Source organism: Streptomyces justiciae (genome assembly GCF_015163075.1).
Classification (GTDB): Bacteria; Actinomycetota; Actinomycetes; order Streptomycetales; family Streptomycetaceae; genus Streptomyces; species Streptomyces justiciae.
The window spans coordinates 284440-299410 of sequence record NZ_JADDXU010000006.1; the positions used below are offsets into that span (position 1 = coordinate 284440).

Sequence of the window (14971 nt, forward strand, 5' to 3'; positions counted from 1 at the left end):
GGAGCGCCGTGTGGCCGATTGCCGCCCACCGCTCCCGGTGCTTGCTTTGTTCTGAGCGCGTTCCCCGCCCGGGGGACGCCCCGGCCGACGGAGGCAGCCATGAAGTTCGTGCAGATCATCGACTTCGAAACGGAGCGGCTCGACGAGATGGAGCAGCTGCTCGAAGGCGCCAGGCAGCGCATGGAGGGCCAGGAAGGCGGCCCCACCCACCGCATCCTGCTGAAGGACCGCGACACGCCCGGACGCTACCTCGCCGTGATCGAGTTCGAGTCCTTCGAGGAGGCGATGCGCAACAACGAGCGCCCCGAGACGAGCAAGATGGCCGAGCAACTGGGCGCGTTGTGTACCCGGGCGCCACGCTTCGTCAACTGCGACCTGCTGGACTCGCGTGAGCTGAAGTAGCCCGAACCGACGGATGAGGCCCCGCGGCGCCGAAATGCGGGGCCTCCGTACCTTTGTGAGGATCGCTGCATGATCGTTCGGCTCAGGTCGCTCACCTCCCAGTGGACGTTCCTCGTGCCGGTGCTCGCGGCCGTCCTCCTGGCGTTCACCTGGGGGCGCGACCTGCCGGGCGCGGTCGTCGCCCTGGTGACGCTGGTCCTCGCGGGAGCGGTCCTCGCCGCGGTGCATCACGCCGAGGTCGTCGCCCACCGGGTCGGCGAACCCTTCGGCTCGCTCGTCCTCGCCGTCGCCGTCACCATCATCGAGGTCGCGCTGATCGTCACCCTCATGGCCGACGGCGGCGACAAGAGCTCGACCCTCGCCCGGGACACGGTCTTCGCGGCCGTCATGATCACCTGCAACGGCATCGTCGGCATCTGCCTCCTGGTGGCCTCGCTGCGTCACGGCCTGGCGGTCTTCAACCCCGAAGGCACCGGCGCCGCCCTCGCGACCGTCGCCACCCTGGCCACCCTCAGCCTGGTGCTGCCGACGTTCACGACGAGCAAGCCGGGCCCGGAGTTCTCCGGCGTCCAGCTGACCTTCGCCGCGCTGTCCTCGCTGATCCTGTACGGCCTGTTCGTCGCGACCCAGACCGTGCGGCACCGCGACTACTTCCTCCCCATTACCCGCCAGGGCGAGGTCATCACCGCCGACGACCACGCCGACGCGCCCTCCGCCCGCACCGCCCTGATCAGCCTGGCCCTGCTGGGGCTCGCCCTGGCCGGCGTCGTAGGACTGGCCAAGGGGGTGTCGCCCACCATCGAGTCCGGCGTGGAGGCCGCCGGGCTGCCGCATGCCGTCGTCGGCGTGATCATCGCCCTGCTGGTGCTGCTCCCCGAGACCATCGCCGCGCTGCGCTCGGCCCGCCGCGACCGCGTGCAGACCAGCCTCAACCTCGCGCTCGGCTCGGCGATGGCCAGCATCGGCCTGACCATCCCCGCGGTCGCGCTGGCCTCCGTCTGGCTCTCCGGCCCCCTCGTCCTCGGCCTCGGCTCCACCCACATGGTGCTGCTCGCCCTGACCGTCGTGGTCAGCTCCCTGACGGTGGTGCCCGGCCGGGCCACCCCGCTCCAGGGCGGTGTGCACCTGGTGCTGTTCGCGGCCTACCTGGAGCTGGCGATCAACCCATAGGCCGCCTCCGGCTCAATCCATGACCGGCTCCGCCTTGACCGCCGCCCCCGCTCCCACCGGCCGCGTCTCCGGCAGCAGCGCGAAGCACCCCAGACTGAGCAGCGCGATCCCCGTCAGATACGCCCCCACCCCCCACGGCACCCGACCGCCCTGCTCGGCCAGCGCCGTCGCCACGATCGGGGTGAGCGCGCCCCCGAGGACCCCGCCGAGGTTGTAGCCGACCGCGGCACCCGTGCAGCGCACCCGCGGCTCGTACAGCTCCGGCAGATACGCGGCGATCACCGCGAACATGGTGATGAACGCGAGCATCGCGCCGAGGAACCCCAGGAACATCAGCAGGGGTTCACCGGTCGAGAGCAGCGCGACCATGGGGAACATCCACAGAGCCGCCGCCGCACACCCGGTCAGGCACAGCGGCCGCCGCCCGTACCGGTCGCCGAGCAGCGCCACCAGCGGCGTGAGCGAGCCCTTCACCAGGACCGCCGCCATGATGCAGGCCAGCATCACCGTACGGCTCACCCCCAGCCGTTCCGTGCCGTAGGCGAGCGACCAGGTCGTCACGGCGTAGAAGATCGCGTACCCGATCGCGAGCCCGCCGGCCGTCAGCAGGACCAGCCGCCAGTGGTCGCGCGCTACCTCGACGAGCGGCACGCGCGCGTGGTCGTCGAGTGCGAGGAAGGACGGGCTCTCGGCGAGCGACGACCGAAGCCACAGCCCCGCCAGGGCCAGCACGCCCGCCGCCCAGAACGGCACCCGCCACCCCCACGACGCGAACTGCGCCTCGGTCAGGGTCGCCGACAGCGCCAGCATCACGCCGTTGGCGAGCAGGAACCCCAGCGCGGGACCGACCTGCGGGAAGCTCGACCACAGCCCGCGCCGCCCGGCCGGCGCGTGCTCCGCCGTCAGCAGCACCGCACCGCCCCACTCCCCGCCGAGCCCCAGCCCCTGGAGGAACCGCAGCACGAGCAGCAGCAGGGGAGCGGCCACCCCGATCGAGCCGTACGTCGGCACACAGCCGACCCCGACGGTGGCACCCCCGGTCAGCAGCAGCGACAGCACGAGGACCGGCCGCCGCCCGTGCCGGTCCCCGATGTGCCCGAACAGCACCGACCCCAGCGGCCGGGCCACGAACCCCACCCCGAACGTGCCGAACGCGGCCAGCGTCCCGGCCAGCGGCGAGAAGGTCGGGAAGAACAGCGGCCCCAGGACCAGCGCCGCCGCGGTCCCGTAGACGAAGAAGTCGTAGAACTCGATGGCCGTCCCGGCGAGCGAGGCGGCCGCGAGCCGCAGCATGGAAGGCGCCCTTACGGTGCGTACGTCGTGCATGCCGCGTCAACTACCCACGGTGACCGTGGGTTACGGGGGCGTACGGGCGCGTCAGTAGGTGACCGTGATGCGCCGGGCGGGTCCGTCGACGCGGACGAGCCCGCCGTAAGGGATGACCAGTTGAGGGTCGGTGTGACCGAAGTCGACATCGAGGACGATCGTGGTGTCGGGGGCGTACGTCCGCATTGCGCGCAGAACGGCCTCGCGCTGCTCGGTGGCGTAACGGGCGCCCTCCTCGGGGCTGTTGGGCCGCTCGAACGACCACGTCTTGGCGCGGGCCATGAGCAGTGCGGAGAAGCGCCGGAGCAGACCGCGCTCGCCCATGTTGCGCAGGATGCGGAAGACCTCCGTAGCGCTGGGCAGCTCCTCCGAGGTCTCCAGGAACAGCACGCCGCCGTCGTACACGGAGAGATCGCGTGGCAGTTCGCGGTCGGCCATCAGCAGCCAGGAGAGGATCTCCAGGTTGCCGCCCCAACTGCGGCCCTCGCACACGCGGTCGGGGTTCACCCAGGTCCAGCCGGTGCCGGGCTTGGTCGGCGGCTCCTCGTCGAAGGTCGCCGGGTCGGCCCAGTCCCGGTTGACGTCGTTCCAGCGCTCGGCGGGCCGGAGTTCGTACGCGCCCGAGGTGAACAGTGCCGCCCGCAGCGACTCGGCGGTCAGCGGGTCCATGGCGACGGGTCGTCCGAGCTGCACCATCACGGTCGCGCCGTGGTAGCCGACGATGCCGGTGTTGCTCAGAAACGCCAAAAGGTTCGTGTTGTCGCTCATCCCGAAGAACGGCTTCGGGTTCGCCCGGATCAACTCGCGGTCCAGGAAGGGCAGTACGGTGATCTGGTCGTCGCCGCCGATCGAGGCGACGACCGCCTTCACCTCCGGATCGGCGAAGGCCGCGTTGACGTCGGCGGCCCGCTCCTGCGGGGTCGCACCCATCCTGCGGGTCGTCGGGTACTCGACGGGTTCGAGGCCGAACTCCTCGCGCAGCCGCTCCAGGCCCAGTTCGTACGGGCGCGGGAAGAGCCCGGGCAGCCCGGCGCCGGGCGAGATGACGGCTATGCGGTCACCGGGGGAGGGCTTGGGCGGGTACGAGATCGTCGTCATTCGGGGAGGGTACGGGCCGCACCGCGTCCGGCGCACCGTGATAAACCGGGTCTGAGCAGCGGTCTTCAACGGGCCGCACACCCATCACCGGACCGGAGGAACCGTGCCCCGCACCCTGGCCAACGCCCCGATCATGATCCTCAACGGCCCCAACCTGAACCTGCTCGGGCAGCGTCAGCCGGAGATCTACGGCAAGGACACCCTGGCCGACGTCGAGGCCCTGTGCGCCAAGGCGGCGGCCGCGCACGGCGGCACGGTGGACTTCCGCCAGTCCAACCACGAGGGCGAACTGGTCGACTGGATCCACGAGGCGCGACTCAACCACTGCGGGATCGTCATCAACCCGGGCGCCTACTCGCACACCTCGGTCGCCATCCTGGACGCGCTCAACACCTGCGACGGACTGCCGGTGTTGGAGGTCCACATCTCCAACATCCACCAGCGCGAGACCTTCCGGCACCACTCGTACGTCTCCCTGCGCGCCGACGGCGTCATCGCGGGTTGCGGGGTGCAGGGGTACGTGTTCGGGGTGGAGCGGGTGGCGGCGCTGGTGGGGGCGGCACAGGCCGACGTGTAAGGAGCGATGGCCTGGAGGGCGGTCGTTACAGCCGCCCTTCACAGCACCCTTTACTGGCTTACAGCCGTCCCGCCTCCACGATCCGCCGCAAAAACCGCCGCGTGCGCTCCTGCTGCGGGTCGCCGAAGATCTGCTCGGCGCTCCCGCGCTCCAGGACCACGCCTCCGTCCAGAAAACAAACCTGGTCGGCGACGTCCCGCGCGAAGCCCATCTCGTGCGTGGCCAGCACCATGGTCATGCCGTCGCCCTTGAGGTCACGGACGACGGTCAGCACCTCGCCCACCAGCTCCGGGTCGAGGGCGGCGGTGATCTCGTCGAGCAGCAGCAGCCGGGGCCGCACGGCGAGCGCGCGCACGATCGCGACGCGCTGCTGCTGGCCGCCGCTCAGCCGGTCCGGGTACTCGCCCGCCTTGCCGCCGAGCCCGAGCCGCTCCAGCAGCTCCCTGCCGCGCTCCTCGGCCTCCGCGCGGGACACCCCGTGCACCCGGCGCGGGGCGAGGGTGATGTTCTCCAGCACGGTCATGTGCGGGAAGAGGTTGTACGCCTGGAAGACCACGCCGATACGGCGGCGTACCGCGTCCTGGTCGACGCGCGGATCGGTGATCTCCTCGCCGTCCAGCCAGATCGCGCCGTCGTCGATCTCCTCCAGGAGGTTCGCGCAGCGCAGCAGCGTCGACTTGCCGGAGCCGGAGGCGCCGATCAGCGCGGTCACCGTGTGCGGGGCGACCTCCAGATCGACGTCCCGCAGCACGACCGAGCCGCCGAAGGTCTTGCGGACCGCCTCCATCCGCAGCACCGGTGCGTCGCTCATGTGGTTCCTTCCTGGGCCCGCTGACGGTCCATCCGAGCCGTCACCCAGTCCGTGAAGCGGGTCATCGGGATGGTCAGCGCCACGAACACCAGGCCCGCGACGATGTACGGCGTGTAGTTGAGGCTGCGGCCCACGATGATGTCGGCGGCCCGTACGGCGTCCACCGCGCCGCCGATCGACACGAGCCCGGTGTCCTTCTGCAGCGACACCAGGTCGTTGAGCAGCGGCGGCACCTGACGGCGTACCGCCTGCGGCAGCACGACGTACCGCAGGGCCTGCCGGTTGGAGAGGCCGAGCGAGCGGGCCGCGGCGCGCTGCGAGGGGTGGATGGACTCGATGCCGGCGCGGAACACCTCGGCGACGTACGCCGAGTAGGTCAGCGTCAGGGCTGTTCCGCCCAGCCACACGGGGTCGACCGTCACGCCCTGGAGCCGCAGTGCGGGGACGCCCAGGACGACGATCATGAGGTTGATGATGAGCGGAAGCCCGCGGAAGAAGTCCGTGTAGGCGGCGGCCAGGAACCGCAGCGGGAAGAACACCGGGCCCCGCAGCGTGCGGGCGACGGCGATGAGCATGCCGAGGACCAGCACGGCCGCGCCGCAGATCAGCAGCAGCCGGACGTTGAGCCAGAGCCCTTCGAGGACCTTGGGCAGCGCCTCGCGCGCGTACTGCCCGTTGAAGAAGGTCTCCTTGGTGCGCGGCCAGCCGGGTGCGTTGACGACGACCAGATAGAGCACGACCGCCGTCACGAGCGTCGAGACGGCGGCGATCGCCGTGGCGCGGCGGGAGCGGGCGCGCTTGTGGCGCTCGCGCTCCAGCCGCCGCGCGGAGGGCGTGTACGTGTCGACCGGGTCCGGCGTCTCGGCGCCGGACTCGTCCTTCGTGAGCGTCACTTGAGCACCGGGGCGTCGACGGCGTCGGACAGCCACTGCTGCTCGATCTTCGCCAGCGTGCCGTCCTTGCGCAGGGCGTCCACGGCGCCGGTCACGCAGGAGGTGAGCGCGCTGCCCTTGTCCAGGACGAGCCCGAACTGCTCCGGGGTGCCGCCCTGGTTCTCGAACTGGCCGACGATCTCGGCGTCCGTGACCTCGGCCGCGGTGATGTAGAAGGCGGTCGGCAGGTCGACGACGATGGCGTCCACCTGGCCGTTCTTCAGGGCGGACTTGGCCTGGTCGTTCTTGGCGTACGCGGCGGCCTCCTGTGTCGGCTTCACCACGTCCTCGATGTAGTTGAGGCTGGTCGTGCCGACCTGGGCGCCCAGCTTGAGCCCCTTGAGGTCCGCGATGCTCGTCGCCTTGGCGGCCTTGGAGCCCTTGAGGGCGATGACGGCCTGGCGCACGTCGTAGTAGCCGGACGAGAAGTCCACGGCCTTCTTGCGCTCCGCGCTGATCGACACCTGGTTGATGTCGAAGTCGAACGTCTTCTCGCCGGGCGCGAACGCCTTGTTGAAGGGGACGCTCTGCCAGACGACGGCGCTCTTGTCGTAGCCGAGCCGCTCCGCCACGGCGTAGGCGACCGCGGACTCGAAGCCCTTGCCGTTGGCGGGCTTGTCGTCCTTGAACCAGGGCTCGTACGCCGGTTCGTCGGTGGCGATCGTCAGCTTGCCGGAGGTCTTGGTGGCGAGCTCGCCCTTGGCGCACGCGGCGCCCGTCGTCGACCCCGCGGGCTTGGCGGCCGAGTCGTCCTCGGGCTGCGGAGCGCAGCCTACGGCGGTGGCGAGCAGGGCTATCGTTGCGGCGGCTACGGCGCGGCGCAGGGCGCTGGGGGCGAGGTGCATGGCGGGAGATTGACAGCACGTCGCCCCGTTTGTCGAGGTCACGTCGGCTTTTGTCCGCATACTGGGAACGGGTGTTGCGTTCTCGTGAACGTTCCCTGTGGGGCGGTTCGCCGGGGCCGCCGGTCGAGGGCGGGGATCGGAAGACCGGCGGCCCGTACCGCGCAGGAGCCGTCATCCTGTGCGGGGCTGCTACCAGTTGACCCCGCAACAACGTGGGCCGGGAGCGTGCGGATGACACCGGCGTGTGCGAAGGGTTCACACGGGGCGCGTGCGAAGAGGCGCGCGCCGGGCGTGAGAATTCGTAGTGCGCGGGGCGTACGACACCTGTCGCACGCCCCGGCGTTCACCACCCGCGCGCGTGCCACTCCGGCAGATGCGGGCGCTCCGCGCCCAGCGTCGTGTCGTTGCCGTGGCCCGGGTAGACCCACGTCTCGTCGGGGAGGACGTCGAAGATCTTCGTCTCGACGTCGTGGATGAGGCTGGCGAACGCCTCAGGGTCCTTGCGGGTGTTGCCCACGCCGCCGGGGAACAGGCAGTCGCCGGTGAAGACATGAGGGTGGCCGTGCGGGTCGTCGTAGACGAGGGCGATCGAGCCCGGCGTGTGGCCGACCAGGTGGCGGGCGGTGAGCTCGACATGGCCGACATGGAGCGTGTCGCCGTCCTGGACGAGGACGTCGGTCGGCACGGGGATGCCGGCGGCGTCGTCGCGGCCCGCGTACGTGCGCGCGCCCGTCGCCTCGACGACCCGGGCGAGCGCCTGCCAGTGATCGCCGTGCTGGTGGGTGGTGACGACGGAGGTGATGCCGTCGTCACCGATCATCCCGAGCAGGGTGTCCGCGTCGTTGGCCGCGTCGATCAGCAGCTGCTCGTCCGTGGCCCGGCAGCGCAGCAGATAGGCGTTGTTGTCCATCGGGCCGACCGCGATCTTGGTGATCATCAGGTCCTTGAGCTCATGCACGTCCGCCGGGCCACCGACGGTCACCTGTCCGCTGTACGTCATGGCGGTCAGTCTAGGACGCGCTCACAGCGGAGGAAGCTCCGGCAGCCCGCCGTTCCCCACCCGCAGCGTCGATCCGTCCCGGCGTCCGGCGAGCCATCCGAGCAGGTCCGCGGGGGACCCCGTCACGGTGACCGAGAACGCCTCGCCCACCCGGCCCGTCGTCCACACGCGCGTGCCGTCCGTCAGCTGTGTCGGCGGTACGTCGGGGTGCCCGGTGAAACGGTCGGCGAGGAAAGCGATCTCCCGCTCCGTGAACTCCTCCGGTACGTCCTCGAGCTCGTACCCGATCCCCAGGTCCACGTGATGCAGCTCGACCTCCACCCACCGCCGGAACGGCACCCGGGACGCCGTGTCGGTCACGCCGTTGCGCAGCTCGACGGTGCGGGACCAGTCGGCCGGGGCGGCCCCCGCCTCCTGGAAGCGGGCGGCGCTGTCGCGGACGTCCGCGAGCTGGACGTCGAGGGGGCGCGGGGCGTCGCGCTCGATGTCGGCGTCCCGGGCTTCGCCGGAGACGTACATGGGCCGGCCCCGCAGCACGTTCACGAGGGCGTCCGCGTTCCGGGCGAGGTGGGCGAGCACGTGACCGCGGCTCCACCCGGGAAGCCGTGACGGCTCGGTCACAGACGCGTTGTCCAGCTTGGCGACTGCGGTGAGCAGTCGATCCGTAGCGTCACGTACAGACGCCAGGTCATGCGCGTGATCAATCATGGTGCTGACCCTAGACCCGCCACACCTTTGGGTGAAGGTGGTGAAGCAGTGCCGTAAATCGAATGCGCGTGCTATATGGTCGGTCGTGGCGTCGGGCATGCTGGATGGTCCGGGATTGTTCTCCCATTCGGGAATCCGACCGGCGTTGTCAGTGGCTCCCCCTAGTGTGAGAAGACACGGGGGCCTCGCCCCTGTCACTTCTCTCAAGAAAGGTGCGGACCGGCGTGGCCGACCGTCTCATCGTCCGTGGCGCGCGCGAGCACAACCTGAAGAACGTCTCGCTCGACCTGCCGCGTGACTCGCTCATCGTCTTCACGGGCCTGTCCGGGTCGGGCAAGTCCTCCCTGGCCTTCGACACCATCTTCGCCGAGGGCCAGCGTCGCTACGTGGAGTCGCTCTCCTCGTACGCCCGCCAGTTCCTCGGCCAGATGGACAAGCCGGACGTCGACTTCATCGAGGGCCTCTCCCCGGCGGTCTCGATCGACCAGAAGTCGACCTCCCGCAACCCGCGCTCGACAGTCGGCACCATCACCGAGGTCTACGACTACCTCCGGCTGCTCTTCGCCCGCATCGGCAAGCCGCACTGCCCCGAGTGCGGCCGGCCCATCGCGCGCCAGTCGCCGCAGGCCATCGTCGACAAGGTCCTGGAGCTGCCGGAGGGGAGCCGCTTCCAGGTGCTGTCGCCGCTGGTGCGCGAGCGCAAGGGCGAGTTCGTCGACCTCTTCGCCGACCTCCAGACCAAGGGCTACTCCCGCGCGCGGGTCGACGGCGAGACCATCCAGCTCTCCGAGCCGCCCACGCTGAAGAAGCAGGAGAAGCACACCATCGAGGTGGTCGTCGACCGCCTCACGGTGAAGGACTCCGCCAAGCGCCGCCTCACCGACTCCGTGGAGACCGCCCTCGGCCTGTCCGGCGGCATGGTCGTCCTCGACTTCGTCGACCTCCCCGCCGACGACCCCGAGCGCGAGCGCATGTACTCGGAGCACCTGTACTGCGCCTACGACGACCTGTCCTTCGAGGAGCTGGAGCCCCGTTCCTTCTCCTTCAACTCGCCCTTCGGCGCCTGCCCCGAGTGCACGGGTATCGGCACGCGCATGGAGGTCGACCCGGAGCTGATCGTCCCGGACGAGGACAAGAGCCTCGACGAGGGCGCCATCCACCCCTGGTCGCACGGCCACACCAAGGACTACTTCGGCCGCCTGATCGGCGCCCTGGCGGACGCGCTCGGCTTCCGGACGGACATCCCCTTCGCCGGGCTGCCCCAGCGCGCCAAGAAGGCCCTGCTCTACGGCCACAAGACGCAGATCGAGGTGCGGTACCGCAACCGGTACGGCCGCGAGCGCGTGTACACGACGCCCTTCGAAGGCGCCGTCCCCTTCGTCAAGCGCCGGCACAGCGAGTCCGAGAGCGATGCCAGCCGCGAGCGCTTCGAGGGCTACATGCGCGAGGTGCCCTGCCCCACCTGTGAGGGCACGCGCCTGAAGCCGATCGTCCTCGCGGTCACCATCATGGGGAAGTCGATCGCCGAGGTCTCCGGCATGTCCATCAGCGACTGCGCGGACTTCCTGGGCGAGCTGAAGCTCAACGCCCGCGACAAGAAGATCGCCGAGCGCGTGCTGAAGGAGGTCAACGAGCGGCTGAAGTTCCTGGTCGACGTCGGCCTGGACTACCTCTCGCTCAACCGCGCGGCCGGCACCCTCTCCGGCGGCGAGGCCCAGCGCATCCGCCTGGCCACTCAGATCGGCTCCGGCCTCGTGGGCGTGCTGTACGTCCTCGACGAGCCGTCCATCGGTCTGCACCAGCGCGACAACCACCGGCTGATCGAGACCCTCGTCCGGCTCCGCGACATGGGCAACACGCTCATCGTCGTCGAGCACGACGAGGACACCATCAAGGTCGCCGACTGGGTCGTCGACATCGGCCCCGGCGCGGGCGAGCACGGCGGCAAGGTCGTGCACAGCGGCTCCATGAAGGAGCTGCTCGCCAACGCGGAGTCGATGACGGGCCAGTACCTGTCCGGCAAGAAGGCCATCCCGATCCCGGACATCCGCCGCCCGCAGGACCCGTCCCGGCGGCTCACCGTGCACGGCGCCCGGGAGAACAACCTCCAGGACATCGACGTCTCGTTCCCGCTCGGCGTCTTCACGGCCGTCACCGGTGTCTCCGGCTCCGGCAAGTCCACGCTGGTCAACGACATCCTGTACACGCACCTGGCCCGTGAGCTGAACGGCGCCAGGAGCGTTCCGGGGCGGCACACGCGCGTGGACGGCGACGACCTCGTCGACAAGGTCGTGCACGTCGACCAGTCGCCGATCGGCCGCACCCCGCGGTCCAACCCGGCCACGTACACCGGCGTCTTCGACCACGTCCGCAAGCTGTTCGCCGAGACCACCGAGGCGAAGGTCCGCGGCTACATGCCCGGCCGCTTCTCCTTCAACGTCAAGGGCGGCCGCTGCGAGAACTGCGCGGGCGACGGCACCATCAAGATCGAGATGAACTTCCTCCCGGACGTCTACGTCCCGTGCGAGGTCTGCCACGGCGCCCGGTACAACCGGGAGACCCTGGAGGTCCACTACAAGGGCAAGTCCATCGCCGAGGTCCTGAACATGCCCATCGAGGAAGCGATGAACTTCTTCGAGGCCGTCCCGGCGATCAACCGCCACCTGAAGACGCTTAACGACGTCGGTCTGGGCTATGTCCGCCTCGGCCAGTCCGCGACGACCCTCTCCGGTGGTGAGGCCCAGCGCGTGAAGCTCGCCAGCGAGCTCCAGAAGCGCTCCACCGGGCGCACGGTCTACGTCCTCGACGAGCCGACCACCGGTCTGCACTTCGAGGACATCAGCAAGCTGCTGAAGGTCCTCGCCGGCCTGGTCGACAAGGGCAACACGGTCATCGTCATCGAGCACAACCTCGACGTGATCAAGACCGCCGACTGGATCGTCGACATGGGTCCCGAGGGCGGCGCGGGCGGCGGTCTCGTCGTCGCCGAGGGCACCCCCGAGGAGGTCGCCGGAGTCCCCGCCAGCCACACCGGTAAGTTCCTCCGCGAGATCCTCGGCGCCGACCGCATCAGCGACGGAGCCGCGGTGAAGGCCCCGCGCCGGGCGGCGACGAAGACGACGGCCAAGAAGACGGTCGCGGCCAGGTCGACGGCGAAGAAGACGGCGACGGCCAAGACGGGCACCGCGACCGCGAAGAAGGCAGCCTCCGCGAAGAAGGCGGCCCCCGCGAAGAAGGCGACCCGGGCCCGCAAGGCCTGACGCGGCAGAACAACGGATTACCGGGAGGCGGCTGGCCGACAGCCGCCTCCCGGCGCCGTTTCCGGCCCCGGCCTTTGATCGGCAGGCCCCCGACTGCCATGCTGCGCCCAAGCACCGAGCCAAGCACCAAAGCATCACGCACCGAGCCAAGCGCGCATGAAGCGGCATCAGCACCAAGTGCCTTGCAGCAGGGGGAAATCCATGCCCGAGCCCGTCGTCCCGGCATCCAGAGGCACCTCACCAGACCGCCGTGAGGAGAAGCCCGCGGACGTCGTCTGGAAGCGTCTGCAGGACCAGATCCGTTGGTTCGACGAGAAGAGCGAGTCGGCCCAACACCAGTTCAGACGCCTGAAGATGGCCACCCTGATCCTGGCGGCGGGCATCCCCGTGGCGGTGGCGGCCTCCGCGCCGAACTGGGTCGCGGCACTGATGGGTGCCCTGGTCGCGGTCGTCGAGGGCGCCCAGCAGCTCTTCAAGTACCAGGAGAACTGGATCAGTTACCGCTCGGTCTGCGAGAACCTGCGCCGCGAGGAACACCTCTACCTGGTCCACGCCGGCCCCTACGCGACCGCCCAGAACCCCGAACTCCTGCTCGCCGAACAGGTGGAGAAGCTCACGAGCCAGGAAACCGCCCAGTGGGCCGAGCGAGAGACGGCCAACTGACCCACCACGGCCCGACGAACCGTACGTCCGGCTGAACCCGCATCCCGCCCGTTAGATCCCCGCCACTTCATCGGCGTACGGCGACTCCGCCCCGGCCCGTGAGCAGGTGACCGCCGCCGCACGCGCCGCGAACCGCAGCAGCCGTGTCCAGTCGTCCCGGCGCAGCGCCTCGACCGCCTCCGCGGACAGGGCATCGAGAGCGGAAAGGCCGTGTAGCAGGGCCGCGTTCACGGTGTCGCCCGCGCCGATCGTGTCGACGACGTCGACCTCCTCGCCCGGCACCGAGTGCACACCCCCGTCCCGGGTGAACGCGGTCAGCCCGTCACCGCCCTGCGTGATGACCACGGCCGACGGGCCCGAGGCCAGCCACTCACGCGGGGTGCCGCCCAGCCACAGCGCGTCCTCCTCGGAGAGCTTCAGCAGCGACACCGACGGCAGCCAGCTCTTGAAGCGGGCCCGGTACGCGTCCGGGTCCGGGATCAGCCCGGCGCGGATGTTGGGGTCGAGCGCGGTGAACACGCCCTGCGCGGCCGCCGTCCGCATCAGCTCCTCGTAGGCGCTCGCCCCCGGCTCCAGCACCAGCGAACAGGTGCCGAAGGACACCGCGCGCGTACCGGCGGGGAGTCGGTCGGGGGCCGTGAACAGGCGGTCGGCGGTGCCGTCGACGTAGAAGGAGTAGGCGGCCGAGCCGTGCGCGTCGATCGTGGCCACGGCCAGGGTGGTCGGTTCCGGGCCGCGCTGTACGGCCGACACGTCCACCGACGCCCGGCGCAGCCCGTCCAGCAGCGCCTCGCCGAACGCGTCGGACGACGTACGGGAGCAGAAGGCGGTGGGGGAGCCGAGGCGGCCGAGGGCGACGGCGGTGTTGTACGGGCCGCCGCCGAGCGCCGGCGTGAGCCCCGCCAGGGCGCCCGTGCCCTGCGGTACCAGATCGATGAGGGCCTCACCGGCGACGACGATCACGAGTCGGGTCCTTTCTCGAACTTCTCGAACTTCTCAGATGTCTCGAACTGCGTTGACCGGGCCGGGGGTTCGGCGCAGCCGCACGAACTGCGGTGGACGAACGTGCAGGGCAGGCGCACGGTCCCGGCCGGCCGGTCCGGGGCGGCCAGCCGCGCCAGCAGCACCCGGACCGCCTCGGCGCCCAGCTCCTTGCTGGGCTGGGCGATCGCGGTGAGCCGGGGCGAGAAGAGGTCGGCCCAGGCGAAGTCGTCGAAGCAGCACAGCGCGAGGTCGCCGGGCACGGACAGGCCGCGGTCGCGCAGGGCGCGCAGCGCGCCGATGGTCATCGCGTTGTTGGCCGTGACGAGGGCCGTGGGCGGATCGGCGAGGGACAGCAGCGCGGCGGTCGCCCGCTCGGCACCGGCCGACGCGGAGTCGCCGTACGCGACGAGCTGTTCGTCGTACGGCAGTCCGGCGGCCGTGAGGCCGGACCGGTACCCGGCGAGGCGTTCACCGCTGGTGCTCAGCCCCGGCAGGCCGGCGACCAGGCCGATCCGCCGGTGGCCGAGTCCGGCGAGGTGGGTGACCAGCAGGCTCGTCGGCCCGGTGTTCTCGGCGCAGACCTGGTCGAAGTGCGGCGGCCCCTCGACCACCCGGTCCAGGAGCACGGTCGGCACCCGGTGGCGGTCGAGGTAGGCGAGCAGCTCGCCGGGTTCCGCGGAGGGCGCGACGATCATGCCGTCCACCCGCCGCTCGTGCAGCAGTTGGACGACCTTGCGCTCATGGGCGGGGTCGTCGTGCGGGTCGGCGATGAGGAGGCTGTAGCCGTGCCGCAGGGTCTCGGCCTCGACGCCCTGGAGGATCTCCGTGAAGTACGGGTTGCTGATCGCCGACACCGCGAGGCCGATGGACCGGGTCCGGGACGTCACCAGGGAACGGGCGAGGGTGTTGGGCGTGTAGCCGAGCTCGTCCATGGCGTCCAGGACGGCCTGCCGGGTGTGGGGGAGGACCGGTCGGGTGCCGTTGAGCACGTGCGAGACGGTCGCCACGGAGACGCCCGCGCTGCGCGCCACGTCGGCCATGGTCGGCATGCCGCCCCCCGTTCCCTCCCAGAAACACCGTCAGGCCGGGAACGTATCCCATCCGGGGCCGGACGTAAACGCTTGCGCAAGCGTTTACGTCCGGCCCCGGACCTCAGAGAGGGGCGCTCCGCACGTCAGAGGGGAGCGCCCCCGCA

The 14971-nt window shown here is 70.5% G+C and carries 14 protein-coding genes; 5 read left to right on the forward strand and 9 right to left on the reverse strand.

What is annotated here, in order from left to right; all coding sequences use genetic code 11:
- Positions 1-99: 99 nt before the first annotated feature.
- Positions 100-402, forward strand: a complete 303-nt coding sequence (locus IQ210_RS19170) for a hypothetical protein (RefSeq protein WP_194080256.1) — start codon at positions 100-102, stop codon at positions 400-402.
- A 69-nt stretch (positions 403-471) separates the two neighbouring features.
- The gene (locus tag IQ210_RS19175) at positions 472-1572 is read left to right on the forward strand and encodes a calcium:proton antiporter (protein WP_194080257.1); all 1101 of its coding nucleotides are present in this window, start codon (positions 472-474) and stop codon (positions 1570-1572) included.
- Between the two features lie 12 nt (positions 1573-1584).
- Here the strand turns inward: IQ210_RS19175 and IQ210_RS19180 are convergent, their stop codons facing one another.
- A complete protein-coding gene (locus IQ210_RS19180; RefSeq protein ID WP_194080258.1) occupies positions 1585-2865 on the reverse strand; it encodes an MFS transporter in 1281 nt (426 codons plus the stop codon).
- A gap of 84 nt (positions 2866-2949) precedes the next feature.
- On the reverse strand, positions 2950-3996 hold the full coding sequence (locus IQ210_RS19185) for a S66 family peptidase (RefSeq protein ID WP_194080259.1): 1047 nt from the start codon (positions 3994-3996) through the stop codon (positions 2950-2952).
- A 103-nt stretch (positions 3997-4099) separates the two neighbouring features.
- On the opposite strand from IQ210_RS19185, the gene aroQ reads away from it, so the two are divergent.
- Positions 4100-4573 carry a type II 3-dehydroquinate dehydratase gene (aroQ, locus tag IQ210_RS19190; RefSeq protein WP_194080260.1) on the forward strand — a complete coding sequence of 158 codons (474 nt, stop codon included), beginning with the start codon at positions 4100-4102 and terminating at the stop codon, positions 4571-4573.
- A gap of 58 nt (positions 4574-4631) precedes the next feature.
- Here aroQ and IQ210_RS19195 read toward each other — a convergent pair whose 3' ends face one another.
- The 5 genes from IQ210_RS19195 to IQ210_RS19215 form a co-directional block, all read right to left on the reverse strand.
- Complete coding sequence (locus tag IQ210_RS19195; RefSeq protein ID WP_194080261.1) at positions 4632-5384, reverse strand: amino acid ABC transporter ATP-binding protein; 753 nt, start codon at positions 5382-5384, stop codon at positions 4632-4634.
- Positions 5381-6277 (reverse strand): amino acid ABC transporter permease, encoded by an 897-nt coding sequence (locus IQ210_RS19200; RefSeq protein ID WP_194080262.1) that lies wholly within the window; start codon positions 6275-6277, stop codon positions 5381-5383. Before IQ210_RS19200 ends, IQ210_RS19195 begins: the two co-directional genes overlap by 4 nt.
- Positions 6274-7161 carry an ABC transporter substrate-binding protein gene (locus IQ210_RS19205; protein ID WP_194080263.1) on the reverse strand — a complete coding sequence of 296 codons (888 nt, stop codon included), beginning with the start codon at positions 7159-7161 and terminating at the stop codon, positions 6274-6276. Before IQ210_RS19205 ends, IQ210_RS19200 begins: the two co-directional genes overlap by 4 nt.
- Positions 7162-7504: 343 nt before the next feature.
- Positions 7505-8161: an MBL fold metallo-hydrolase gene (locus IQ210_RS19210; protein WP_194080264.1), complete on the reverse strand. Its 657-nt coding sequence runs from the start codon at positions 8159-8161 to the stop codon at positions 7505-7507.
- 21 nt (positions 8162-8182) lie between these two features.
- The gene (locus IQ210_RS19215; RefSeq protein WP_194080265.1) at positions 8183-8869 is read right to left on the reverse strand and encodes a maleylpyruvate isomerase family mycothiol-dependent enzyme; all 687 of its coding nucleotides are present in this window, start codon (positions 8867-8869) and stop codon (positions 8183-8185) included.
- A gap of 224 nt (positions 8870-9093) precedes the next feature.
- On the opposite strand from IQ210_RS19215, the gene uvrA reads away from it, so the two are divergent.
- A complete protein-coding gene (gene uvrA / locus IQ210_RS19220; protein WP_194080266.1) occupies positions 9094-12129 on the forward strand; it encodes an excinuclease ABC subunit UvrA in 3036 nt (1011 codons plus the stop codon).
- 201 nt (positions 12130-12330) lie between these two features.
- Complete coding sequence (locus tag IQ210_RS19225) at positions 12331-12792, forward strand: DUF4231 domain-containing protein (RefSeq protein ID WP_194080267.1); 462 nt, start codon at positions 12331-12333, stop codon at positions 12790-12792.
- 51 nt (positions 12793-12843) lie between these two features.
- Here the strand turns inward: IQ210_RS19225 and IQ210_RS19230 are convergent, their stop codons facing one another.
- A complete protein-coding gene (locus tag IQ210_RS19230; protein WP_194080268.1) occupies positions 12844-13755 on the reverse strand; it encodes a carbohydrate kinase family protein in 912 nt (303 codons plus the stop codon).
- Positions 13752-14825, reverse strand: a complete 1074-nt coding sequence (locus IQ210_RS19235) for a LacI family DNA-binding transcriptional regulator (RefSeq protein WP_194080269.1) — start codon at positions 14823-14825, stop codon at positions 13752-13754. Before IQ210_RS19235 ends, IQ210_RS19230 begins: the two co-directional genes overlap by 4 nt.
- Between the last annotated feature and the right edge of the window lie 146 nt (positions 14826-14971).